The 25,414-nt window shown below is 56.2% G+C and carries 21 protein-coding genes; 1 reads left to right on the forward strand and 20 read right to left on the reverse strand.

Annotated features, from left to right (window positions below; genetic code table 11):
* Positions 1 to 10: 10 nt before the first annotated feature.
* The 19 genes from wcaL to ACQG1Y_RS14960 all read right to left on the reverse strand — a co-directional run bounded on the left by wcaL (position 11) and on the right by ACQG1Y_RS14960 (position 21,184).
* On the reverse strand, positions 11 to 1,231 hold the full coding sequence (gene wcaL / locus ACQG1Y_RS14870; RefSeq protein ID WP_017383280.1) for a colanic acid biosynthesis glycosyltransferase WcaL: 1,221 nt from the start codon (positions 1,229 to 1,231) through the stop codon (positions 11 to 13).
* Positions 1,228 to 2,508 (reverse strand): colanic acid biosynthesis pyruvyl transferase WcaK, encoded by a 1,281-nt coding sequence (gene wcaK / locus ACQG1Y_RS14875; RefSeq protein WP_006811234.1) that lies wholly within the window; start codon positions 2,506 to 2,508, stop codon positions 1,228 to 1,230. The genes wcaL and wcaK overlap by 4 nt, the downstream gene beginning before the upstream one ends.
* Before the next feature lie 15 nt (positions 2,509 to 2,523).
* Positions 2,524 to 4,002 (reverse strand): colanic acid undecaprenyl disphosphate flippase WzxC, encoded by a 1,479-nt coding sequence (gene wzxC / locus ACQG1Y_RS14880; RefSeq protein WP_003863527.1) that lies wholly within the window; start codon positions 4,000 to 4,002, stop codon positions 2,524 to 2,526.
* 1 nt (position 4,003) lies between these two features.
* Positions 4,004 to 5,398 carry an undecaprenyl-phosphate glucose phosphotransferase gene (gene wcaJ, locus ACQG1Y_RS14885; protein ID WP_006811236.1) on the reverse strand — a complete coding sequence of 465 codons (1,395 nt, stop codon included), beginning with the start codon at positions 5,396 to 5,398 and terminating at the stop codon, positions 4,004 to 4,006.
* A 114-nt stretch (positions 5,399 to 5,512) separates the two neighbouring features.
* The gene (gene cpsG, locus ACQG1Y_RS14890) at positions 5,513 to 6,883 is read right to left on the reverse strand and encodes a colanic acid biosynthesis phosphomannomutase CpsG (protein ID WP_045338360.1); all 1,371 of its coding nucleotides are present in this window, start codon (positions 6,881 to 6,883) and stop codon (positions 5,513 to 5,515) included.
* Between the two features lie 109 nt (positions 6,884 to 6,992).
* Positions 6,993 to 8,429: a mannose-1-phosphate guanyltransferase gene (cpsB, locus tag ACQG1Y_RS14895; RefSeq protein ID WP_017693088.1), complete on the reverse strand. Its 1,437-nt coding sequence runs from the start codon at positions 8,427 to 8,429 to the stop codon at positions 6,993 to 6,995.
* Positions 8,430 to 8,432: 3 nt separating this feature from the next.
* Entirely contained in the window at positions 8,433 to 9,656 is a 1,224-nt protein-coding gene (gene wcaI / locus ACQG1Y_RS14900; RefSeq protein ID WP_426736783.1) for a colanic acid biosynthesis fucosyltransferase WcaI, read from the reverse strand.
* Positions 9,653 to 10,132 (reverse strand): GDP-mannose mannosyl hydrolase, encoded by a 480-nt coding sequence (locus ACQG1Y_RS14905; protein WP_065186924.1) that lies wholly within the window; start codon positions 10,130 to 10,132, stop codon positions 9,653 to 9,655. The genes wcaI and ACQG1Y_RS14905 overlap by 4 nt, the downstream gene beginning before the upstream one ends.
* A gap of 2 nt (positions 10,133 to 10,134) precedes the next feature.
* Positions 10,135 to 11,100, reverse strand: a complete 966-nt coding sequence (gene fcl / locus ACQG1Y_RS14910; protein WP_032671736.1) for a GDP-L-fucose synthase — start codon at positions 11,098 to 11,100, stop codon at positions 10,135 to 10,137.
* A gap of 2 nt (positions 11,101 to 11,102) precedes the next feature.
* Entirely contained in the window at positions 11,103 to 12,224 is a 1,122-nt protein-coding gene (gene gmd / locus ACQG1Y_RS14915) for a GDP-mannose 4,6-dehydratase (protein ID WP_003863514.1), read from the reverse strand.
* A 21-nt stretch (positions 12,225 to 12,245) separates the two neighbouring features.
* On the reverse strand, positions 12,246 to 12,800 hold the full coding sequence (wcaF, locus tag ACQG1Y_RS14920; protein ID WP_015572376.1) for a colanic acid biosynthesis acetyltransferase WcaF: 555 nt from the start codon (positions 12,798 to 12,800) through the stop codon (positions 12,246 to 12,248).
* Positions 12,801 to 12,816: 16 nt separating this feature from the next.
* Positions 12,817 to 13,563, reverse strand: a complete 747-nt coding sequence (wcaE, locus tag ACQG1Y_RS14925; protein WP_003863510.1) for a colanic acid biosynthesis glycosyltransferase WcaE — start codon at positions 13,561 to 13,563, stop codon at positions 12,817 to 12,819.
* A 16-nt stretch (positions 13,564 to 13,579) separates the two neighbouring features.
* A complete protein-coding gene (gene wcaD, locus ACQG1Y_RS14930) occupies positions 13,580 to 14,800 on the reverse strand; it encodes a colanic acid polymerase WcaD (RefSeq protein ID WP_015572375.1) in 1,221 nt (406 codons plus the stop codon).
* Positions 14,775 to 15,992 carry a colanic acid biosynthesis glycosyltransferase WcaC gene (gene wcaC, locus ACQG1Y_RS14935; RefSeq protein WP_017383273.1) on the reverse strand — a complete coding sequence of 406 codons (1,218 nt, stop codon included), beginning with the start codon at positions 15,990 to 15,992 and terminating at the stop codon, positions 14,775 to 14,777. Before wcaC ends, wcaD begins: the two co-directional genes overlap by 26 nt.
* Entirely contained in the window at positions 15,989 to 16,480 is a 492-nt protein-coding gene (wcaB, locus tag ACQG1Y_RS14940; RefSeq protein WP_368740593.1) for a colanic acid biosynthesis acetyltransferase WcaB, read from the reverse strand. Before wcaB ends, wcaC begins: the two co-directional genes overlap by 4 nt.
* Positions 16,480 to 17,322 (reverse strand): colanic acid biosynthesis glycosyltransferase WcaA, encoded by an 843-nt coding sequence (wcaA, locus tag ACQG1Y_RS14945; RefSeq protein ID WP_017693085.1) that lies wholly within the window; start codon positions 17,320 to 17,322, stop codon positions 16,480 to 16,482. The genes wcaB and wcaA overlap by 1 nt, the downstream gene beginning before the upstream one ends.
* Before the next feature lie 110 nt (positions 17,323 to 17,432).
* The gene (wzc, locus tag ACQG1Y_RS14950; RefSeq protein WP_015572374.1) at positions 17,433 to 19,595 is read right to left on the reverse strand and encodes a tyrosine-protein kinase Wzc; all 2,163 of its coding nucleotides are present in this window, start codon (positions 19,593 to 19,595) and stop codon (positions 17,433 to 17,435) included.
* A 2-nt stretch (positions 19,596 to 19,597) separates the two neighbouring features.
* Positions 19,598 to 20,041 carry a low molecular weight protein-tyrosine-phosphatase Wzb gene (gene wzb / locus ACQG1Y_RS14955; protein ID WP_003862078.1) on the reverse strand — a complete coding sequence of 148 codons (444 nt, stop codon included), beginning with the start codon at positions 20,039 to 20,041 and terminating at the stop codon, positions 19,598 to 19,600.
* A gap of 6 nt (positions 20,042 to 20,047) precedes the next feature.
* Complete coding sequence (locus ACQG1Y_RS14960) at positions 20,048 to 21,184, reverse strand: polysaccharide export protein (RefSeq protein WP_003862079.1); 1,137 nt, start codon at positions 21,182 to 21,184, stop codon at positions 20,048 to 20,050.
* A 693-nt stretch (positions 21,185 to 21,877) separates the two neighbouring features.
* Between ACQG1Y_RS14960 and ACQG1Y_RS14965 the strand changes: the two genes are divergently transcribed.
* Positions 21,878 to 23,461 (forward strand): TerC family protein, encoded by a 1,584-nt coding sequence (locus tag ACQG1Y_RS14965; RefSeq protein WP_015572372.1) that lies wholly within the window; start codon positions 21,878 to 21,880, stop codon positions 23,459 to 23,461.
* A gap of 90 nt (positions 23,462 to 23,551) precedes the next feature.
* On the opposite strand, the gene asmA is transcribed toward ACQG1Y_RS14965, so the two are convergent.
* Positions 23,552 to 25,402, reverse strand: coding sequence for an outer membrane assembly protein AsmA (asmA, locus tag ACQG1Y_RS14970; protein WP_368740594.1), 1,851 nt, complete (start codon positions 25,400 to 25,402; stop codon positions 23,552 to 23,554).
* Positions 25,403 to 25,414 lie beyond the last annotated feature (12 nt).

Raw genomic sequence — 25,414 nt, forward strand, 5'->3', positions numbered from 1 at the left:
AACCTCAGCGTTACAGCGTTTGCAGCAGGCTCGCTAACTGGCGATTAATCACCTGCTGATTGAATTCTGCTTCAACTTTTTGCCGCGCATTTTGCAGCACAGGGATCAGCGTCTGCTGATCGATATCACTGAACGCGGCCAGACGGTCCGCCAGCGCCAGCGCATTGTTTTCAGGGACCAGCCAGCCGGAGTGTTCAGAGGTGATCAGCTCCGGGATCCCGCTGTGCAGGGTCGAGACCACCGGAATGCCGACCGCCATCGCCTCCATCAGCGCCACGGGAATGCCTTCCATATCGCCGTCAGCGCCGGTTACGGAAGGCAGCAGGAACACATCCGCATCATCAAGCATGGCTTTCACTTCGTGGCTCGGCTTGAAGCCCGGCATCTCGACCACGTCTTCCAGCTGATACTGTTCAATCAGCGTGCGCAGGCGACGCTCCCACGGCCCGATGCCCAGGATGCGGTAGTGGAAGTCCACTCCGCGCGCCTTCAGCTGGCGACAGGCTTCGATGGCTACGTGCAGCCCTTTCTTTTCGGTCAGGCGGGCAACAGAGATAATTTGCAGCGGCTTGCCCGGCACCTTGACCGGTCGCTGAGTGAAACGTTCCATATCCACGCCCATGCGTGAAACGGTGATTTTCTCGCTCGGGCACCCCATGGTTTTCAGGCGTCCGGCCCACAGGTTGCTTATTGGCAGCATCATGTCGCCACGGCGAAACAGCTGCTGATATTCCGGCGTGTAGTGGTTCAGTACTTCCCGGCTGGAGATGTCGATACCGTGGAAAATGGTTGCGATTTTGCCGTCAATCACCCCCAGCTCACGCAGTTTTGCCGCAGTTACGCCCGCCGGGCCAAAGTGGGCGATAAAGACATCGGCCCGGTACGGCTGGGCCGTTTGCCCGCAAATGGCGGAAAGGATCAGGTTGCGGGCCTCCGCCCCATAGCGCGACATATTCAGCGCCCGCCACGTCGAGGCGCGATGAAGGCCGCGCAGCGTCTGGCTGGCGCGATGGCGCAGTTTGTTCATTCGTCCGGTGGGTTCATCCTGCAACCAGCGGGTTTTCGCCTCCAGCCCATACCGGGTATACGCCGCATGGGTGTTTTGCGTATCGCCCTTTTGCAGGGCGATAATCTCCACGTCATACCCCATATCGATAAACGCGGTGATTTGGTTCAGCACAAAGGTTTCAGACGACAGCGGAAATTTCAGTAAGAAGAAACCAACCTTCATTTCCCCTCCCGGACGCGGTCGAGTACGGATTTCACCATGCCAATACCTTTTTCGCGTTCGGCTTTTACCGCCACCGCCAGACGTTCGTTGATCGCAGGCAGCTGACCGAGCGTGTCGCCCACCATCGCACCCAGCGACCCGTCCAGCAGATGACGAATATCGACGGCCATTTCCGGCATACCGAGCTGCTGCATAATGCCCGCAGACTTGTGCTCGTAGTTAATGGCGATGGCTGGCGTGCCGAAGTTCATTGAGATAATGGCCGAGTGCAAACGCGTGCCCACGGTCAGGTCGCAGGCGGAGAGCAGCTTGCCCATCTCCAGATCGTTCAGCTCGTCCATCACCACGTGATAGCGGGACGGATCGTTCACCAGGTTGCGCAGGTTGAGCGCCACCATACGGTCATCTTTGTTGTAGCTGTCGATACCGGTACAGGTGGAAAGCGCCAGCACCTGGTAACCGCTGTCCAGCACGCGGTTCACCACATCGGCAAAGGCTTTCTCGTACGCCGCCTGGGTCGTGCCGAGGCGTTTATCGAACGGCGCAAGTTCACGCAGGGTAATGGCGACGGTTTTCTGCTTTGCCGCCACGTCCAGCCAGTGCTGTACCGCGTAGCTGGCCTGGAAACTGTCATCCTGATGATCCACCAGCCAGGCGGTGTCCACACCGTGCTCCACTTTGGTGGTGTCGATTTCACTGCGTTTCATCATGTCGAGGCTGACCGATTCACGCAGGATCAGCGCGTCGCAGTGGCCGAAGACATAGTTCGCCAGCTGGTTAAACTGCGGATCCTGGAATGGCCCGACGCTGTGGCCGATCATAAACAGCGGCTTTTTCGCCATGAACGTACAAAGCGCATGCTCAAACTGCGGCACGCCGTAGAGATCGACGAAGAACGAACCGCCCACCTGAATAATGGCGTCATAGCCGGACAGCAGACGAACAAAATCGGTAAAGCCCTGCGCGATGGCAATGTTGCGCAGCTTGCCGGTGTCGGTCACGCGAGAAAGCAGCACCTGATGCTGGTAGCGGCGACGCAGCACTTTCTTCACGCGCCCCATCACGCCCGCGGCGTTGTTGTGCTGTTTCATCTGGCTGTAGAGCGGGTCGCCCATCACCGGGCGGTTCAGTAACCAGGATGAGCTGACAGGATAACGGCTCATCACATCCACTTCTGTCTCAGGCTTAAGGGTGTTAATTGCATCCAGTAAACCGCGCAGGATGGCGCTGTCGCCACGGTTGCCGCAGGTATGGTTGCCAAGAATAAGTAATTTCATAATGGCCTCGTAAAATTAGCCTGCGCGAAGCAGCGTTTTCATTTTTTCATTACGGCAAAACTGGCGCTTCATCTCGACCACCAGCGCATTGCGTGACAGCACAATCATCACGCCGAACGCCAGCGCGCCTGCCGCGACCTGCACCGCAAGCAACGCCGCCAGCGGCAGATGCCCGTTGAGCACCACGCCCAGGCCGTAGCTCACCGCAAGCGTCGGTAAGGAGAGATAGAACGGCAGCCACAGGCTGAGGATGTACTGACGGTAGCTGGAGCCCAGCACCGGTTTGATCATCACGAAGTAGCTCAGCACGGTATTGACGATTTGCACCAGCAGGAAGCCGAGCGTCACGCCAATGGCGCCCGCCATGTGGCCGCCCACAATAATTGCCGGAATAAACAGGAAAGTTTTAAACACGTTGAACTTGAAGCTGATATCCACGCGCGCCTTCGCCATTAGCAGAGAACCAATCGGGTTCCCCACCGAGCGCAGCAGCCCCACGACGCACAGCAGTTGCAGGATCGGGATGATGCTGTTCCACTTCTCGCCAAACACCAGCGGCACGAAATTGCTGGCGACCACCATCAGTCCCAGCAGCACCGGGAAATTGATGATCCCCACGACGGAGAGCAGCTTGTAAAAGTTCACGCGCAGCTTTTCGGTATCGTCCTGAATCTTGGCAAACGCCGGGAACAGCACGCGGGTAATGATAGGGTTGAGCTTCATCGGCGGGACAACCGCGACGTTGTACGCCAGGTTATAACCGCCCGCGACGCTTGCGCCCAGAATGCGCGCCAGCACCAGCGTGGAGAGGTTAGTATTCACGTAGTTGATGATGCTGTCTGCCGTCAGCCATGCGCCAAAGCGCAGGTTGGACGAAACAGACGCCAGCGAGAAGTGCAGCCCCGGGCGATAAATCTTGCGGCCAAAGAAGCCAAACAGCAGCGTGCGCACGGCAGAGTTAACGAGGTAGCCAAGAATGGCGGTCATCGCCAGCGGCCAGAAATGGGCGCTGACCACGGTGAAGGTAAAGCCCGCCAGCACGGCGCTGGTCTCAATCATGCCGATTTTGTTGAACTCCAGCTCTTTCTGCATCAGCGCGCGGAACTGCTGCCCGTGCGGGATCACCACGAAAGCGAACGACAGGGTGCGCATCAGCGGCGCCAGGTCCGGGTTATGCAGCACGCCGGCAATCACATCACTCAGCAGAAACACCAGCACAAAGACGAAGATACCCAGCCCGACGTTCAGCCAGTAGAGGGTGGTCAGCTCCAGATGGCTGATCTCTTTGCGCTGGATAATGGAGTTGGCGATACCAAAGTCCGACAGCGTATCGGCCAGGGCGATAATCACCAGCGAGACGGTCAGCAGACCAAACTGGTGGTTATCGATAATGCGCGCCAGCACCGTCATCTGCACCAGGCCGAGGCCAATGATGACGATGGTGGCCATGGCTGACCATTTCGCGCCGCTGATGGTTTTTTCTCGTAAGCTCATCTTAGTACGCCGCTTTGTTCACGAAGCCTTTGAAAATGGTCAGAAAAACAATCTTGATATCGAACCAGAGGCTCCACTCGCGGATGTACTCCAGATCGAACTCGATACGTTTTTCCATTTTTTCCAGCGTGTCGGTCTCGCCGCGCCAGCCGTTGATCTGCGCCCAGCCGGTGATGCCTGGCTTCACCTTATGGCGCAGCATGTAGCCTTCAATCAGGGTGCGGTACTGCTCGTTATGGGCCACGGCGTGAGGACGAGGCCCGACGATGGACATCCCGCCGGTGAACACGTTGATGAACTGCGGCAGCTCATCGAGCGAGGTACGGCGCAGGAAGTTGCCCACGCGGGTGACGCGCGGATCGTTCTGCGTCGCCTGGGTCACCACCTTGTCGTTCTCCATCACCTTCATGGAGCGGAATTTCCACACCATGATCGGCTTACCGTCCATGCCGTAGCGGGTCTGACGGAAGATGATCGGCCCCGGCGAGCTGAGCTTCACCGCCAGCGCAATGCAGCACAGCACCGGGGAAATGAGCAGCAGGATCAGGGACGAAAGGACGATATCTTCCACGCGCTTCAGCACGCGGTTAATCCCCGACAGCGGCGTGTCGTACAGTGGAACAACCGGTACCCCGTTCACCTCTTCAATACGGGAGTGGAGAATATTGAAGGTGAAGACATCCGGGATGAGGATCACCGAGCAGGTGGTATCCGCCAGCTCGCGCATCAGTTTCTTGATGCGGGATTCATCTTTCATCTGCATGGCGATGTAGACGTTATGAATTTTGCCGGCTTTCGCATCGTCAATAAGCTGTTCGTAGTTACCTGCCCAGTCGGACGGCACGCCGCCGGGCTTCGCGTCGTGATAAATCCCGACCACTTCAAAACCTAACCACGGCTCTTTGCGGAAGCTGTCGAGCAACACCTGTCCCACCGGCAGGTCGCCCGCCACGGCAACGAAGCGACGGTTATACCCACGGTTGCGCAGCCAGCCCGCGCCAAAGCGGATCAGCGAGCGGCAGACCACCATGCCAATGCTGGTTAACAGATACCAGCAGAGATAGGTCACAAGACGGTTATCAAAATCATGGCTGAACGCCACCAGGCCTGCGCTGAAAACCAGGCTTAAGGTCCAGTTCTGGAGCAGCAGCATCAGTTCGGTGGTCATTTTGACGCCGCGCCATGAACGATAAAAATCGGTCATGCCGCCGATCATCTGAAACACCACCAGCGCAATCAACGCCATCAGCAAGTGCATGTATAAGAACGACTGCCCGCTGACCCAACACACCGCCCACAGTCCGCCGACCATGATGGTGATATCAGAAAAACGCTGCACCATAGAGATTAACGATGCATTCGTTCTCGCTCGTTCGCGCTTTTTTAGATTTGTCATCGTTGTTCCTTTAGTTCTAAACCTTACCCCTCACCCTACCCCTCTCCCCAAAGGGGAGAGGGAACTTGAACACCCTCTCCCCTTTGGGGAGAGGGCTGGGGTGAGGGGCAGTTTTTACTGATTCAACAGCGCCAGAATGTCCTTCGTTCGGGCTTCCATCAGCGCGGTATCGGCGCGGGACTCCACGTTCAGGCGCACCACCGGCTCGGTGTTGGAGGAGCGCAGGTTGAAGCGCCACTGCGGGAACGCCATGCTGATACCGTCGGTACGATCAATCTCCAGCGCATGAATGGCAAAGTGGTGTTCTACGCGGGCAATGGCCTCAGCGGGCTGCGCCAGTTTGCTGTTGATCTCCCCGCTCGCCGGGAACGCCGCCATGCGGTCACGCACCAGTTCACCCAGGCTCTGCCCTTTCAGGCACAGCAGCTCAGTCACCAGCAGCCACGGGATCATCCCGCTGTCGCAGTAGGCAAAATCACGGAAATAGTGGTGGGCGCTCATCTCGCCGCCGTAGATGGCGTCTTCCTCACGCATACGCTCTTTGATAAACGCGTGGCCGGTTTTGGACATCACCGGCTCGCCGCCCGCGGCCTTCACCACGTCGACGGTGTTCCAGGAAAGACGCGGATCGTGAATGATTTTCGCCCCCGGGTTTTTCTCGAGGAACGCTTCCGCCAGCAGGCCAACGATGTAGTAGCCTTCGATAAACTGCCCTTTCTCGTCGAACAGGAAGCAGCGGTCGAAATCGCCGTCAAAGGCGATACCCATATCGGCGCCGTGCTCAATCACCGCGTTGCGGGTGTCGTCGCGGCACTCCGGCAGCAGCGGGTTAGGAATACCGTTCGGGAAGTTGCCGTCTGGCGTGTTGTGCACTTTGACGAAGGTCACCGGCACGTTCAGCGCCTTAAAGCGGGCTTCAAGTGCATCGACAACCGGGCCTGCCGCGCCGTTGCCGGAGTTAATCACCAGCTTCAGCGGTTTGAGGTTCGCCACGTTGATGTAGCCCAGCAGGTGGTCGATGTACTCTTTTTGCAGGTTAATCTGCTTATAGCTGCCGCGTGTGGCTTCATTCACCGGCGGGAAGTCGTTGGCCTCGGCCAGACGCTGCACGTCACGCAGGCCGGTGTCGCCGCTGATAGGACGCGCGCCCTTGCGTACCAGCTTCATGCCGTTGTAGTCCATCGGGTTATGGCTGGCCGTCACTTCGATACCGCCATCCACGCCCAGGTGGAAGGTGGCAAAATAGATCTCTTCGGTACCGGAAAGGCCAATGTCCAGCACATCGACGCCCGCGTCCTGTAGCCCTTTCGCCAGCGCCAGCTTCAGGGATTTGCTGGTCAGACGCACGTCGCCGCCCAGCACGATAGTTTGTGGTTTCAGGTATTCGCCGTACGCGCGGCCAATGCGCCACGCAATGTCTTCGTTCAGCTCTTCGCCCAGCTTGCCGCGAATATCGTAGGCTTTAAAACAGGTTAATTTTTCCATGATGACCCCTTTTTCAGGCAACAGTTGGCCCTGACCATGTAATGGCCAAATTTATTTTTGTCATTCGTAGGCCCGGAAAGCGCAGCGCCACCGGGCATGATGCGGAGTGCTACACGCGCCCGTAGCGATCCTGGAAGCGGATGATGTCGTCCTCTTCCAGATAGGAGCCGGAACGCACCTCAATTAAGTCGAGCGGAATTTTCCCCGGGTTCTCCAGACAGTGCGTCGCCCCCAGCGGAATATAAATGGACTCGTTTTCACCGAGCAGCTTCACTTCACCGTCGATGGTCACTTTGGCGGTCCCCGCCACCACCACCCAGTGTTCGGCGCGGTGATGGTGCATCTGCACCGACAGCCCTTCTCCCGGCTTCACGGTGATGCGTTTCACCTGGTAACGCTCGCCGGCGTCGATGGAGTCATATTTGCCCCACGGGCGGTAGACTTCGCGGTGAATATGGTGTTCGTGGCGGCCATCGGCCTTGATCTGCTCCACCACTTTTTTAACGTCCTGCACGGCATTACGGTCGGCAATCAGCACCGCGTCTTTGGTCTGCACGACCACCAGATCCTTCACCCCTACCGTGGTGACGAGGCCAGATTCGGCGTAGACGTAGCTGTTTTCCGTTTTGTGGCTGATCACATCCCCGTGATGGACGTTACCCTCCGGGGTATGCGCGCTGATCTCCCACAGTGACGACCAGGAGCCGACGTCGCTCCAGCCAGCATCCATCGGTACCACTACCGCATCTGCCGTACGTTCCATTACCGCATAGTCAATGGACTCTTCCGGACAGGCGAGGAAGGCTTCTTCGTCCACGCGGATAAAATCGAGATCCGGATCCACCACCGCCATCGCTTTTTCGCAGGCGCGCAAGATATCCGGGCGATATTTTTCCAGCTCTTCCAGGTAGCGACCGGCGCGGAACAGGAACATACCGCTGTTCCAGTAGTATTCACCGCTGGCCACGTACGCCTGCGCGGTTTCCAGATTCGGTTTTTCGACAAACTGCGCCACGTCAAAGGCCACGCTGTCGCCTTCACCAGGCGTAACGCTGCCGCGGCGAATGTAGCCATAGCCGGTTTCCGGGAGATCCGGCACGATGCCGAAGGTCACCAGCTTGCCGTTCTCAGCGTAAGGAATCGCGGCGCGTACCGCGTCGCGGAAGGCCTCTTCCTGCTGGATGACGTGGTCAGCCGCCAGCACCAGCATCAGCGGGTCGCAGTCCGGGCTGCTGCGTTTTGCCGCCAGCGCCGCGAGGGCAATGGCAGGCGCCGTGTTGCGTCCGGCAGGCTCCAGAATGATATTTTCGGTCAGTTTGTTCAGCTGGCGCAGCTGCTCGGCAACGATAAAGCGGTGCTGTTCGTTACAGATCACCACCGGGCTTTCACACTCCACGCCGTGCAGACGGTTAACCGTCGTTTGCAGCATGGTGAGGTCGCCTTTCAGGCACAGAAATTGTTTTGGATAAAGCACGCGGGACAGTGGCCACAACCGGCTCCCGGATCCACCCGCCATTACGACCGGATACAAAGTGGTTTGACTCATGATTTATCCCCGTATATCTGCAATAAATTGGCTCAGCACGTTCTCTTTCTCGAGCGTGCGTTCGGCATATTCACGTGCCACCGTGTTCTCTTTTGGCATGGCGAGTGCCTGCTCAATTCCGGTCACCAGCGCAGGAACCGATTCCGGCTCCACGCAAACGGCAATGCCCGGGTAGCTGTTGCACAGCTGGCCTAATTCTGTTGCGGCTTCTGCCGTAATCACCGCGTTTCCGCCCACTGCCAGAATGTTGGTCAGCTTGGACGGCAGCACCGCATCCGCCGCGCCGCGTTTTTGCACCACCAGATGGCAATCCGCCATTTTCAGCAGCGCGGGCAGCGCGTCATAAGACTGAAGCGGGAAGAAGCGGATGTTGGTCAGTCCGCGCTCGCTGGCCATTTTTTCCAGCCGCGCTTTACCGCCGCCCTGCCCGACTATCACGAACATCCACGGGTGTTCGCTCAGCTGAAGCGCGGCGTCAATCACGCTCTCCAGCCCCTGTTTTTCGCCGATGTTGCCTGAGTAAAGAATGATTTGTTGCTCAGCAGGCAACCCGAGCTGCGCGCGTAACGCCTGCGCATCCTGGTCTGTCACATCGCGGAAGCGCGCCACTTCGGACCAGTTCGGAAAGAAGATCACTTTTTCCGCCGGGACGCCCTTCTCCTGCGCCTTGTTCATCATTGAGCGCGAAATGGTCGAGACGTAATCCACGTTGTGCAGGCCGCTGCGCTCAAAGGCGCTGGCGAGCTTCGCCACCTTGCCGCCCTTGCCTTTCCCGGCCATTCCCAGCCCGAGCATGGCGTCCACTTCATAATCCTGAATGTGCAGCAGGGTGCGCGCGCCGGAGAGTTTGCCCAGCAGGCGCATGCCTGGCGTGCAGAACAGCGTCGGCACCACGCCGATGATGCGATCCGGCTTCCAGCGACGCTGCGCCATCAGCGGGAAGAAACTGCTCAGGGCAAAGCTACCCAGATGAATTAAACGTTTCAGCGTCGAGGGCTGTTTCGGCACGTAGAGCGGGCAGCGCCAGACGGTCGCGGCGCCCTCTTCGCGGCGGTAGCGCCAGCTGGAATAGCGTTCGCCTACCTTCCACTCCGGGTAATACGGCGGGGCAGTAATCACCCGCACGTCATGTCCCTGGCTCGCCATCCACTCGACCATCTCGCCGGTGTATTTCCCGATACCGGTAAGCTCCGGCGAGTAGTTCATTCCGTAGACGAGGATTTTCATAGACCTGGCACCTCGGCCTGACGTTCCGCAAGGAAGTACGCCCGACTGTTGTCATGGACGTTGTCGCTTGCCAGCAGCGCCTCTGGCGTTAACCAGCGGTAATCGTCATGCTGAGAATCAGGCAGACGCAGGTCTGCCTCACTCACCTTCAGGCGGAACCCCAGCACGATGTAGTGCGTGGTGAACCCGGTGCCTGAAAAGTTATCGTCATAGAAGTGCTGCCAGACCCCGTAAAACTGGCCCGCTGCCATCGGCAGTTGCAGGCCCAGTTCCGCCAGAGTGAGACGCTCAAACGCATCGGTAAGCGTCTCATCCTTCTGCACGCGCCCGCCGGGCACGAACCAGAAGCCCTGTGCAGGACGATTGGTTCGTTTCCCCAGCAAGAACTCGCCGCGTTCATTCTCCACGATCAAATCGATTGAGATCAGCGGAGTGGAACGCACTACCGTGGCAAAATCTTCCTGACTTAAAAACATCATTACCCCCGGAAGCGGTGCTGGTTTTCCAGGAACCACTGGTAGGTGCTGGCCAGCCCCTGCTCCAGTGAGACCTCGTGATACCAGCCCAGCTGATGCAGACGGGTCACGTCCAGCAGCTTGCGCGGCGTGCCGTCCGGTTTGGTGGCGTCAAACACCACGCGTCCTTTGTAGCCCACCACCTGCGCGATGGTCTGCGCCAGCTCGCGAATGGTGCAGTCCACGCCGGTCCCGACGTTAATGTGCGACAGCATCGGCTCGGTGTTTTCCTGCCACACCTCGCGATCCAGCTCCATGACGTGAATGCTGGCCGCCGCCATGTCGTCCACGTGCAGGAACTCACGCATTGGCGTACCGCTGCCCCACACCACCACGTCCGGGGCGTTTTCGGCAGTCGCCTCGTGGAAACGACGCAGCAGCGCCGGGATCACGTGCGAATTGCTCGGGTGGAAGTTGTCGTGCGGTCCGTACAGGTTGGTCGGCATCACCGAGCGATAGTCGCGGTTATACTGACGGTTGTAGGATTCACACAGCTTGATCCCGGCAATTTTGGCAATCGCATACGGCTCGTTGGTGGCTTCAAGCGTGCCCTGCAACAGTTCGCTCTCGGCGATCGGCTGCTTCGCCATTTTCGGGTAGATACAGGATGAGCCGAGGAACAGCAGCTTATTCACGTTGTGCAGATGCGCCGCGTGAATGATGTTGCTCTCAATCATCATGTTCTCGTAGATGAAATCCGCCGGGTAGGTGTTGTTAGCGACAATGCCGCCCACCTTCGCCGCCGCCAGATACACCTGGTCGATACGTTCGCTGGCGAAGAAGTCCTGCACCGCAAGGCTATCAAGCAGGTTCAGCTCGTCGCGGGTGCGGACAATCACCTCAACGTCGCCGCGCTGTTCCAGCTGGCGAACAATCGCGGAACCCACCATTCCGCGATGACCGGCGACAAAAATACGTTGTTTTGTCATTCTCAGGACTCCAGCGCGATGGCAACCTCGTAGCCATGAGACTTGAGCAGGGAGTGTTTTTTCGCTGCTTCAAGATCTTTGGCCACCATCTCGGATACCATTTCTTGCAGGGTGGTTTCTGGTTTCCAGCCCAGCTTCTCGTGCGCTTTGGTTGGGTCGCCCAGCAGGGTTTCCACTTCAGCAGGACGGAAGTAACGCGGATCAACCTGGACAATCACGTCGCCTGGCTTCACGCCCGGTGCGTCGTGGCCGGTCACGGAAACAACGATACCCTTCTCTTCCACGCCGGTGCCTTCGAAGCGCAGCTTGATGCCCAGCTGTGCCGCAGCCATCTCAACGAACTGACGCACGGAGTACTGCACGCCGGTCGCGATCACGAAGTCTTCTGGCTGTTCCTGCTGCAACATCATCCACTGCATTTTCACGTAGTCTTTCGCATGGCCCCAGTCACGCAGGGAATCCATGTTGCCGAGGTGCAGGCAAGACTCCAGGCCCTGAGCGATGTTGGCGATCGCGCGGGTGATTTTGCGGGTCACGAAGGTTTCGCCGCGACGCGGAGATTCGTGGTTGAACAGAATGCCGTTACAGGCGTACATGCCGTAGGATTCACGGTAGTTCACGGTGATCCAGTAAGCGTACAGTTTCGCCACAGCGTACGGAGAACGTGGGTAGAACGGCGTGGTCTCTTTCTGCGGAATTTCCTGCACCAGACCGTACAGCTCAGAGGTAGATGCCTGGTAGAAGCGGGTTTTCTTCTCAAGACCAAGGAAGCGAATCGCTTCCAGCAGACGCAGCGTACCCATCGCATCCACGTCAGCGGTGTACTCCGGGGACTCGAAGGAAACCGCAACGTGGCTCATTGCCCCCAGGTTGTACACTTCATCCGGCTGTACTTCTTGCAGGATGCGGGTCAGGTTGGAGGTATCGGTCAGGTCGCCGTAGTGCAGATGGAATTTCGGGTTTGCCGCATGCGGATCCTGGTAAATGTGATCGACACGCTCGGTGTTGAATGAAGAGGCACGACGCTTAATACCGTGAACTTCATACCCTTTTTCCAGTAACAATTCTGCCAGGTAAGAACCATCTTGTCCGGTAACGCCGGTGATGAGAGCGACTTTAGACATGTTTATATTCCTCTGTACTTATCAAAGTTTTTCAGTTTCAACGCGTTCGCGTATCACCACTGCGGGGTTGCCACGGCAAATTTTATTTGCCGGAAGCGATTTAAAAACGCTGCTGCGGGCACCGACTACCGTGCCATCGCCAACAGAAACACCGGGTGCAACAAAGACGTCTGTTGCCAGCCAGCATTTTTCACCGATCACAACAGGCGAAGCGGTAATATCAAAATGCGGGCTCATAAAATCGTGGCTGCCGGTGCACAAATAACACTTCTGTGAAACCACCGAATTTGCGCCAATCGTAATCTCGCCAAGGGTATATAACACCGCGTCATCCCCAACCCAGGCGTAATCCCCAAGCGTTAATTTCCAGGGATAAGTAATTTTCACCGAAGGTCGAATGACTACGTTTTTTCCTATTTTTGCGCCAAACAGACGCAGTAAAAATGCGCGCCAGCGGTACAGTATTTGCGGCGACCAGGCAAATAACGTTGCCTGTACAGCCCACCACAGTTGAACTTTAATACCGCTCCCGCCCCGAAAACCTTTCGGCACGGAGAATCCATTTAATTCCTGCATTACGTTTCCTTATATCTCAGGCTTTGTTATATAAGGCTTTCGCTTTACCCGTCGTTTTCAGACGTAAGAAATAAGATAATTCCGCCCAGAACCCCGGCACGCGTAATATTTTACGCTGCACGTTTTTGGCATCCTGGCACAGTTCCAGATTATTCGAGGTTGACACGCCACCCATTGAAAATTCAGATACCAGTCCTTTAATTCGACGGAACGGGTAGCCAGATTTGTACAGGCTGGCCGCCAGGGCATAATCTGATGACACTTTATAGCGCAAATCGTAAGGCTGTTTTTTCAGGCCGCTCATTGGGAAGAAAATAGCCTGATGGCTGGCCGGCAGGCTGTGGTAGATATACCAGCCTGGTTTCGCGCCGCGCAGCACTTTTTTCCCCTCGCCGAAATCAAGCAGCGCATCACCGATAAACATGGCATCTTCTTTCTGGCGCGCCAGCTGACGGGCAAACAGCGCCACATCTTCATGGAACACATCGCCGGAATTGAGGAAGATCGCGTAACGCCCCTGCGCCATGTTGATGCCTTTATTCATGGCATCGTAAATACCTTTATCTTTCTCGCTGATGTAACGTAAGTTGAACTCACCGTTGAGTTTTTCCAGGAACTCCGCCGTGCCGTCGTTCGAGCCGCCATCGACCACGATCCACTCAAAAGTGAGGCTTGGATCGCGCGCCAGGTTGCGCAGCGAGCGCCAGGTTTTTACCACCCCTTCGTAGTTACGAAAGGCGACAGTAATGACGCTAAGAAACATAAATCACCTCATTTCGTCATACGCTCGTAATATTCAGCGCTTTGCGCAAAATAAACGGACATACAATTAAGAATGCATATTCCGGGCTAAATATTGACCCGGTAAAAAACAACGACACAGGTGTGAACAGATAAAGTTGCACGCGAAAGTTCTGGTTATCACCAAACGCGTTAATCATCATTTTGAAAACTTTAAACAGATACCACAGTGTCAACAGTACGGCGAACCAGGAAAAATAGATAATTAACAGATACAGACCATTGTCTATGGTTTTACCGACATCCGCACCGTTAAAGATTCCGAATGATGCAACATATTCGTAAAGTGAGCCGAATCTTACTACGCCATCAATATGGGTTAAGGAATAACCCACCATCACCAGTGGACCAATGATGCGATAATAGGACGACGAACCTTCCGTTCCCAAATCACCCAGACGTTCAGAAATGTACGGAAACGCAAATATTACGCCCACTAAAAATACCGTCAGAGAGATTATCGCCAGCGGCAGTTTTTTCTTAATCGCCTCTTTGTTCAGGTACTGGAACGCCCACTCCAGCAGGTAAAACAGAATAAACGTCATTACCCCGGAGAACGACCCTGACAGAACGATTCCTGCAAGAATCATAGCATCGGTCTTGGGGGTTTTGATACCGAACTGTTTGATGCTGAGCCAAATTGAGATTAATGCCAGAGCAAAAAACGCCGGTTCAAAATAGAGCGCGGTTGTACGCTTGCCACCAAACTTAATGAAGTTCAGTACATAGCTGTTACTGTATATAAGATATTTCGAAATTATTTCCATCAGGCTACTGCCGCCTGTGAGAATAATTTGCGCCATCTCCATTGCCGCAAGCACAACAATCAGCCCGACGACAATATAAAAGAACCTGAGGATTTTCCTATAATTGTGCGGAGAAATAGTTTTAAAGCGAATACTCCACACCATGCCAATAATGATAACGATATAAACAAACAGCATGGTGGAGGTGACATATTTGCTGGCGTCCAGCGACTGACCAAAGATGTAGTTAAACGCCGTCAGACCAAACCCGATGCCCAGTGAAATCATCAGCTTTTTGAGGTTAAGCTTGTCAACGTAAAGCAACAGCAGAACCGGCAGGAAGGTGACGATAGTGATCGGGAAGCTTTCACCGAGCTGGGCAATCTTAACGTTGACCAGCAGGTAGATCAGCGGCAGCAGCAGATAACTACAGATTCTGATAGAACGAGACATACTCCTCCAGCATCTGTTGTCCACTGTACGCTTTGCGGCTACGGTTGCGGAACGATTCCAGGTCCGTGCCAAAAACAGCCTGCGCGATATCGGCCTTCGACAACTGCACCAGCGGCAGCACCTCATTTTCACTGAAGGTTTTACCGCCGGATTTCTCCAGCACTTCCCGCGCGGCGTCGCTGTGGGTGGCAATCACCGGTACGCCGATGGAGAGCGCTTCGCACAGGATCAGCGGGTAGTTGTCCACGCGGGAGCTGAACACCAGCGCGTCCATACCGTTCAGCGCGCTCATCAGTTTGCGCTTGTCGGTTTCAAACCCGTGGTTCACCACGTTAGCGCCATCAAACGGCGAGAATTTGCCAAAGGTATGCAGCTCAATTTTGTCGCCGAGCGCCATCATGTCGCGCACCAGCTGCTGGTTGGTTTTGCCGTCGTAGCGCAGGTCATGGGCGACGACCGCAATTTTCGGCCTACCGGGGGTAACGGCTACGGGCGTCAGTTCGGCCAGGATCGCTTCCGTTGCCACATCAATACCGTTGTTGATGATCTGGCAGCGCCCTGCTCCGTACAGGCTATTAAAAGCGTCCGCCACGTGCTGGCTTGGGGAGATAAAGGTGCAGCCGAGCGAGAGCATATCGCGGAACAGCTGACGCTTACCCTCAACCAGCTGATGCGCGCGATCGACCTTCACAGGCGGGTAGTTGCTGAGCGTAGGGCATTTCTGGCAGTTATCTTTCCAGCCTTCGCAGCCGTCGGTAAAGGCGCAACGTCCGGTCACGCTCCAGTGGTCGTGCAGCGTCCAGACAAATCGGGTATCCGGCTTGTGCGCCTTCACCTTGCCACAAAACGCCACTACCTCTTCCAGATTCAGCCAGTAGCTGTGCAGCACGTGGAAGTGCAGCACAACCGGGCCGCGAGTGCGGGTGACGGTGCGGTAGAGATTATTCAGGTTGCCGAACAGGTCGCGGTTAAACAGGCGGAACAGCGCAATATTGGCGATGGAGGTCAGACGTGGCGTCTGCTTCAGCACCTGCGGATAGTTATCATGGCTAACGCTTTTCTTGCCGCCTTTACCGTAACCGTAAACAAAGCGCGACTGGAGTCCTTTTTGCAGCGCGCGCTGGTGCAGATCCAGCGCTACGCCTGCCGCCCCGCCCTCTGCGAGGCGTACGTTAAATTGCAGAATGTTCATTTAATCACCTTCACGCGGGCTTTCTCGCCCACCACCAGCGCGTTGTCCGGAATGCTGTCCAGCACCACGCTGCCTGCGCCAATCGTCACGTTATTGCCCACGGTAATGTCCCCGATCATCACCACGTTGGCCCCCAGCTCGACGTTATTGCCAATCACCGGGCAGGCCAGGCTGTCTGGCCCGCGGTTGCCGATTGTCACCGCGTGGCGAATGGTGAAATCATCACCCGCGACGACGAACTTGTTGATGACCACCGCATAGCCGTGATGAATGGTAAAGCGGCGGCCAATGGTGGCAGCGGCCTGAATTTCATAGCCAAAAAAGCATTCGGTGATGATGCGGTACAGCACCAGCACCGGCGCGGCCCAGATATTGTTCAGCACATTTTTTTTGCGCCACACCGAGCAAAAGTGCGCAATACGGTAGGCCAGAACCATGCAGCACGGGCGCAGGCTCCAGCTGTTAGCACGGCAATCTTCCAGAAACATTATTTCCCCCGAAGCCCGTCGGCCAGACGCTTGCCGTTACGTACCGACAGCAGCGTCAGCAGCGTGCGCCAGTTCATGCGCTTATTACGGATCTGATACAGGGTGAAGAGCTGATACTTCCGGCTGGCACGGTCAAACTTGTCCTTGTGCTTGCGGTAAAAATGGAAGTAGCCCGAGAATTTCTTCGGTGACGAGGTGATTTGCATCTCCCCGTGATTGATGTGCAGGATCTGCGTGGCCTCTTCCACCTTCCACGGCTCGCCGTACTCCACCACCATCCGCAGGAAGATGTCGTAATCCTGCGCGGCCTTCAGCTCGGTATCGAACAGGCACTCCTTAAAGCGCCATGCCCAGGTAAACACCTGATTGCCGATAATGTTGCGCTTGTAGAACAGGCGGCGGGAATACGGTGATTTCGGATACAGCGGCAGGCTGGCCGGCTGCGAATAGACCTCGCCCTGGCAAACATAGTCATTGGCATACAGAAACGCGTGGGTCACCAGCTGCGCTTTGTGCGACAGGAAGATTGACAGACGGTTTGGCGTCCATTCGTCATCGTCGTCTATACCGGTCAGATACTGCCCTTTCGCCTGCATAATCGCCTGGTTGCGCACCGCACACGCCCCGGAGTTGATGGCGTTGTGCGTGTACATCACGCGCGGGTCGTTCAGGTCTTCAACAAACTTTTGCAGTTGTTCGTAAGAGGAGGAACAGTCATCCACGATAATCAGTTCCCAGTTATCGTAATCCTGACGCAGGACCGATTTAATCGCGCGGATCGCCAGCTGCTGACGATTCCATGTCGGCATATAGATAGAAATCAAAGGGCGTTGTGTGGTCATGGTCTTCCCCTTATCCCTCACCCCGACCCTCTCCCGGAGGGAGAGGGAGAAAAGCTGCACCATGCAGTCCTCTCTCCCCCCTGGGGAGAGGGTTAGGATGAGGGGGATTATTATTTACTGTCAGACTTGTATTCGTACTCGTAGTAGCCGTAATCCTGATACCCGGTCGCGCGGCGGAAGATGGAGTTCAGAATGACCCCCTTCACCTCAATACCGTTCTGCTCAAAGCGGCTCAGGCTGGTTTCCACTTCCTTCAGGGTGTTCACCGCATAGCGTGCGACCATCAGCGTGGTGCCCGCATGACGCCCTACCACGGCAGCGTCGGTGACCGCCAGAATTGGTGGGGTATCGATCAGCACCAGGTCATAGTTTTTGCTCGCCCACTCAATCAGCTGCGTGAAGCGCTCGCTCATCAGCAGTTCAGACGGGTTCGGCGGCACCTGGCCACGCGGGATCAGGTCAAATTTCGGAATCGACGTCGGCTTGGCGCTCTCGCTGATTTCCCCTTTACCGAGCAGGATTTCCGACAGACCGTTAACGTTGTTGGTCCCCAGCAGCTCATGGGTGTAGCCCTTACGCATATCGCAGTCGATCAACAGCACGCGCTTGTTGGTCTGGCTCACCACCGCCGCCAGGTTGGCGCAGACGAAGGTTTTACCGATTGACGGGCTGACACCGGTCATCATCAGGACGTTGTTTTTGGCCTGCATCATGGCGAAGTGGAGGCTGGTACGCAGGCTGCGCACCGCTTCAATCGCCAGGTCAGTCGGGTTACCCACGGCCAGCAGCTGGCTCTGTTTGTAACGCTTGACGCCCTTAACGGTTTTGACGCTGTCACGGGACTTCTGCCACTCTGAAAGCGGGATGCTGGCGTACACGCTGATCCCGTTCTCTTCCAGCACCTGCGGGCTTTCGATACCGCGGTTGAACAGCGAGCGCAGCAGCACGCCGACAATGGAAAGCATCAGGCCGAGAATAATGCTGCCGAGGATAATCAGCGCTTTCTTCGGCTTCAGCACGCCCGGCTGGGTAATCGCCGGGTCAACGATACGCACGTCGCCGACGGTGCTGGCTTCGGTGATTTTCAGCTCCTGCTGTTTGTTCAGCAGCTGCATGTAAACCTGCTGGCCGGATTCCACATCACGCGTCAGGCGTACAATTTCCTGCTGCGTCTTCGGCATCGCGGTCACGCGGTCATTCAGCTTCGCCTTCTCTTCTTCCAGGGTACGACGTTTCTCCAGCAGCGTGCGGTACGCCGGGTGACGTTTGGTATAGAGCTTGGAAATCTCCGCCTCTTTGAAGGTCAGCTCGTTCAGCTGCGCATCAATATTCACCATGGAGTCGAGAACCGATTTCGCCTCCAGCGGCAGATCGACGGAATCCTTGTCCTGACGGTACGCGTTCAGCTTGTTCTCAGCGTCATCCAGACGGGCGCGCACCTCCGGCAGCTGTTTACTGAGAAACGCCAGGCTTTTTGCGGCTTCCGCTGACTTACGCTCAACGTTCTGCTCCAGATAGTTGCGGGTGATGCTATTGAGGATGTCGCGAATTTGATCTTTGTCTTCACCGGTGAAGGTCATGCTCAGGACGCCGGTGTCCTTGCCGTTTTCGGTAACGGTCAGGTTGTTTTGCAGGTTGTTGATCATCCCGAGCGTCGAGAATTTGGTGACCGTAAACTCCCCGCCCTCATGCGCCTGAATTGCGCTGACCTTGATGCTGACGCCCTCTTTGGTCAGCATCTGCCCCACCTCACCGCGTGCGCTGAAGCCCGCGTCGCTGGTCAGTTGATACTGTTTTGGTCCCAGCACGGTCAGGGTAAAGGTTTGGTCCCCTGCCCCTTTTGGGATCACGAAGTCGGTCACTTTTACCGTATCGTTACTGCGCCCCATCAGGCGATCCCAGCCTGCGCCAAATACCGGGAAGGTGTTTTTGGTGACCGCGATATCCAGCCCCAGATCGTGAACCGTTTTGCCCAGTACCAGGCGCGACTGGATCAGCTGAATTTCGGCTTCCGATGCCGGCGGCTTGTTGGCCAGCGCCGAGCCGATATCCTGAACCAGCGAGTTTCCGGTATTTTGTTCGATCTGCACCAGCGCGTCGGCGCTGTAAATAGGCGTCGCGAACAGCGTATAAACGATCGCCGCCACGGCAAAGATGGCGGTAATACCCAGCACCCACCATTTCGCTTCAATAACGGTCCCGACCAGGCGACCGATATCGATTTCATCACTGCCCGACGTCGGGGCGGCAGAAGGTCTTGTTTTTTCTGTCATTGTTATCCCTGCTGAGCTTTCAGTGCCTGCGCCCACTGACGGGCAGACTGGTCTAGTAAGGTGTATACCGCCTCAAAGGCCTCGCGGCTCTTGCGATACGGATCGGGAATTTCGCGCTCACCATCCCAGTGACCAAACAGCATCACCTTGCCGCGCATCTCCGGTGCGATATCGCACAGCGCGTGAATGTGGCGTTTTTCCATCGCGAGGATCAGGTCATATTCCCGGCACATCCGGCCAGAGACCTGACGGGCAACGTGCCCGTCGAGTGAGAGGTTATGCTCAAGGGCAACGCTTGCGGCACGTTCGTCGGCACCTTTTCCGACCAGCGCGCCCAGCCCTGCGGAGTCGACCGTTAACGCAGGCTGGTAATTTTTCAACAGCCTTTCAGCCGTGGGGGAACGGCAAATGTTCCCCACGCACACCACCAGAATTTTGTTAAACATCGCGGCTTACCAGTTATGAACGTCGCTCGCCGTATCCGTCATGTAGCGAACGCCACTGATGGTAGGCAGCAACTGGTTGATCAGACGGTTCCAGCGGGCAACCGGCGCGGTGGTGACATAGACCACATCGTACGGCTGGAGACGGAACGACGTTGCCATGACCAGGGACGTCGCGTCGGACATATCCAGCTGGTAGATGTTGGCAATCTTGCCCTTCGCGTTCTCGCCTTTGATAGGACGGATCACGAAGATACCGCTGGCGTTGGAGGCGGTCAGATCGATGCCTTCCGCATTGCCCAGCGCTTCGGTCAGGGTCATACCGCTGAAGTCCATCTTGAGGGTGCTCTGTTTCTTCACTTCACCCATCACGAACACTTTCAGATCGTCGTTGCGCGGCACGTACAGAATATCGCCCGGATAAAGGAGGCGGTTCTGGGTCAGGTCACCGTTTTGCATCAGCGCCTGAAGCGAAATGCGCTGCTCTTTGCCGTTGTGGGTCAGCACCACGTTGCGCCAGTCAGCGCCGTCGGTTAAGCCGCCTGCGGCATTGATCGCATCGAGAACGGTGAGCGGGACGTTGGTGATCGCCTGCTGGCCGGATTTATTGACCTGGCCAGAGATATAGGCTTTCTGGGATCGGAACGCGGCGATATTAACGTCCACCTGCGGGTCAGCAATGTACTGCGCCAGGCGGCCGGTAATATCACTACGGATCTCAGCAAGCGTTTTGCCCGCGACGTGCACTTTGCCAATGTAGGGATAGAACATGGTGCCATCGGACTGTACCCAGTTACCGGTGTCGCTTGAGCTGCGGTACTGGCCCGCAGGCGTGGTCAGTTCAGGGTGATCCCAGACGGTCACATTAATGACGTCACCCGGACCCACGCGATACTGGTAAGAGGCAATTTCCTGGTCCAGAGACATATTTGGCTGAGCAACATTTGGACGTGGGCGTAATTGTTCCACCAGACGTGGGGTTAATGGATACACATTCACCATTTTGTCGAGATCAAAATCAGCATCCTGCTGTTTAATCACATCCTTGCCCATCGTCGACATATTGCTGCCGGGAAAGACCGTGCAACCACTCATCAAGGTCACAGACACCAATAATGGCATCAATTTCATTTTGGATTTCATCATTGATTATTTATCACTTTGGCAGAGTAATTATCCTGTGCAATTAAAATAAGCGCGGGTCGTGGTGACAATCAGAATGCAGTTAATCATTTAGCAATATAACTGGCATCAGTCCTAAAAAAAGCTTATTCATCCATTGGCTATTGACAGAATAATTGAGGCTGATTCACACGCTTTCAGGCACGCTACCGCCCTTGGCTTTCAGTTACCAATCCACCGACTAAACAATGCGTTATGGTTAGACACCCTCTTGGATAAGGCCTTTTGCGAAATATATCAAACGCCTCACAGGGGCGATTGATAATGTATAACCTTCACCAAAGACCGAAACAAAAATAGCAACAAGGAGATTTAACATTTGATGCTGGAAGAATTGTTGCAGCTAACCTAATAGCAGGCAAGGAGACAACCGTCCTAATATTCGTTTTTAAGATTAATATTAAGAGCAAAGTTTTAAGGTTTTCGGATTTTCTTTATATTGACAAAATAGATCCCCAGACCATTTATTGCGATATATCCTAAATATCGTCTTATGTAATTAAATCTTCGCAATTAACTTATTTACACCGCCCGGCAAATGGGGTTTACCTGAGTGTAGCATTAAGAGAAATCTCACCCCGGCATTGCAATTTCCGTCGGCTTTATCCATGATCGAAGTGTGACATTAGTCATATAACAGAAGGTATTGCATTTACTATGGAATGGATTGCCGATCCATCAATCTGGGCCGGGCTGGTGACGCTGGTCGTCATCGAATTAGTGCTCGGCATTGATAACCTGGTGTTTATCGCTATCCTTGCCGATAAATTACCCCCTTCACAACGCGACCGCGCCCGCGTGACGGGTCTTCTGCTCGCCATGGTGATGCGTCTGCTGTTACTGGCCTCAATCTCCTGGCTGGTTACGCTGACCAAACCCTTATTCAGCGTGCAGGGTCTGAGCTTTAGCGCCCGCGACCTGATCATGCTTTTCGGCGGATTGTTCCTACTGTTCAAAGCCACGGTTGAGCTTAATGAGCGGCTGGAAGGAAAAGACAGTGAAAACCCCACCCAGCGACGCGGTGCAAAATTCTGGCCGGTGGTCGCGCAGATAGTGGTGCTGGATGCCGTCTTTTCTCTCGACTCCGTGATCACGGCCGTCGGCATGGTTGACCATCTGGCGGTGATGATGGCCGCGGTGATCATCGCCATCACCCTGATGGTGCTCGCCAGTAAAGCCCTGACGCGCTTCGTGAACAGTCACCCGACTATCGTCATCCTCTGTCTGAGCTTCCTGCTGATGATTGGCTTTAGCCTGGTCGCGGATGGTTTTGGCTTCCATATCCCGAAAGGGTATCTGTACGCCGCCATTGGTTTCTCGGTGCTGATTGAGTTTCTCAACCAGCTGGCCATTTTCAACCGTCGCCGTTTTCTCTCCGCGAACCAGACATTACGACAGCGCACCGCAGATACGGTGATGCGCCTGCTGAGCGGCAAAAAAGAGGATGCCGAGCTGGATGCTGAATCCGCGGCGATGCTTGCCGACCACAGCGACGGGCAGATCTTCAACCCGCAGGAACGCCGGATGATAGAGCGCGTGCTTAACCTCAACCAGCGCTCGGTGAGCAGTATCATGACCTCCCGCCATGACATTGAGCATATTGACCTGACGGCGCCGGAAGAGCAGATCCGCGCCCTGCTGGATAAAAACCAGCACACCCGCGTGGTCGTGACCGGCGGTGAAGAGGAAGAAGAGCTGCTGGGCGTCGTACACGTGATTGACCTCCTGCAACAGCAGCTCCACGGCGAGCCGCTCAACCTGCGGGCGCTGGTGCGCCAGCCGCTGGTCTTCCCGGAAGCGCTGCCGCTGCTCTCCGCGCTGGAGCAGTTCCGCAACGCGCGTACCCACTTCGCGTTTGTCGTTGATGAGTTTGGTTCTGTGGAAGGGCTGGTGACGCTCAGCGACGTGATGGAAACCATCGCCGGTAATCTGCCTAATGAGGTGGATGAGATCGATGCGCGTCACGATATTCAGAAAAACGCCGACGGCAGCTGGACCGCCAACGGCCATATGCCGCTCGAAGATCTGGTGCAGTTCGTTCCGCTTCCGCTGGATGAGAAGCGCGAATACCATACCATCGCCGGTTTGCTGATGGAATATCTGCAACGTATTCCGCAGCCGGGCGAAGAGGTCCAGGTGGGGGATTACATGATCAAAACCTTGCAGGTTGAGAGCCATCGCGTGCAGAAGGTGCAGCTGATACCGCTGCGCGGTGAAGATGAGATGGATTTTGAGGTGTAAAAAAGCCGGGTGGCGCTTCGCTTACCCGGCCTACGGTGTCTGGCTTTTGTAGGCCGGGTAAGGCAAAGCCGCCACCCGGCACAACAGGCATCACAGCTTATCGAGCAGCTTTTTCACGTCCTTACCTGACTGAGACTCTTTATTGCGGTCCGCCCAGTCATTCAGCCGACGTTTCGCTTCATCCTGAAGGTGCTTACGCAGGATCTGATCGACCTGCAAACTGTAATTCAACTCCTGCCATTTTCCGTACACGCGCAGCGGTATCGGCGTCTCTTTCAGGAACTCCACAAGCTGGCCTTCGCCTTCCCAGCCAGCCTTCACGCGGACGTTGAAGCGGGTGTCTGCCGTCTCTTTCACCAGATCCAGCGCGCCGGTTCCGGTCAGCGCCAGCAGTGACGAAGTCCCCTGCATGTCGTCCAGCGAGAGCTGACCGTTGTCGAGGGCAAGCTCGCTGGTAAAGCTGTCCAGACGGGTTGCGCTGTCGTAGTTTTCATTCGCTTTCACGCTGCTGTTGCGCTCTACCGCCTGCTGCACCAGCTGCTGGAAGTTCAGCCCTTCCATGCGCGAATCTTTCAGCTCAACGTGCGCCTTCCCCTGCCAGCTACGACGGAAGGCGTCCGCATCAATCTTCGTACCAGAGAAATCCCCTGCCAGCGACAGCTGCCCCGTGAGGGCAATCGGGTAATTAAAGGCTTTCAGGATGGTGCCAATCTCAACGTTTTCCAGACGCGGCTGGAACGCGGCGCTGGCAACGTCTTTGCGTACATCCAGCGAGCCCGGCAGGGAGAGGTTCCCTGCTCCCATTTTTCCGCTGAGCTCGGAGATGACCAGCAGGCCGTTGTGGTTGAACATCTGGCTGCTGACGTCAGTAAAATCAATCCCACGCCAGCGCACGCTGTTCGCTTTCAGCAGAATGTCGGCGGTAAATCCGCGCAGGCCGTTGTAGTCAGGCTGATCGAGATTTGAGGAGATCACCGGACGCGACTGCGTGACCTGGCTTTGCCCCACCTGCGTGGCTCCCTCATCGGTCGCGTTCACCGGTTGGGGCGGAAGCAGGTTCTCGAGGTTCAGCTTGTCGAATTGCAGATCCAGCACCCACTTAGGTTTCTCATCAAGCGTGACGCTCGCCTGCCCCTTCAGGGCACTGTCGTTGGCCTGGAGGTTGAGCGCGTTCAGTTCGAGCTGTTTGCGCTCTTCATGCCACACCGCCTGCATCGTGCCCTGGCCGGCAATCCCCTTCGCGGGTAAATCCGCGCCGGTCAGCTGCCAGTTAAGCTGCTGAACGTCCGCCGTCAGCTGGTGCGGATAGTCAGAGGCGTTCACGTTCGCGTTCATCGACAGGTTGAGATCGCGCTGATTGCGGTTGATCCGCCCGGAGAACTCCATGGTGGCGTGATGGTTGGCGTCCTGCTCCATCCTGAGGTTGATATTGCGTACGGTGATCTGTTCGTCATCCTCATGCTGGAAAACCAGCACGCTGTCAGCCACTTTCAGATTACCAATATCGAACGACCAGCCGGTGTCAGAGGGGACGTCAGGCAAGGTGTTTTCACGCGGTGCGACCGGAGCATCCGCCTGACGAACGGCTTCGGTTTGCGGCGTAAGCTGAATCACCGCCCCTTTCAGCATCACCCGTTCAACCTGGAGCTGATGGGATAAGAGCGGGATGAGCGCGACATCAAGACGCATGTTATCCGCCGTGACCAGCGGCTGCGCGGCGCCCGGCGCGGTGAGGGACATACGTCCGGAGAGAATGCTGAGCTGAGGCCAGACGTGCCAGCGCAGCGGCCCGTCCAGCTTGAGTTCATACCCGCTGCGCGCTTCCACCTGCCGCACCATATAGGCCCGGAAGTCATTCGGGTTAACCAGCAGCACCAACGCTGAAAGGCCAGCCACCAGCACCACCAGCAAAATCATCAGCGTTGTCAGAACTCTTCTCATGGCTTCCTCAGT

This window comes from Enterobacter cloacae complex sp. 397G4, assembly GCF_050031515.1.
Taxonomy (GTDB): domain Bacteria; phylum Pseudomonadota; class Gammaproteobacteria; order Enterobacterales; family Enterobacteriaceae; genus Enterobacter; species Enterobacter hormaechei_C.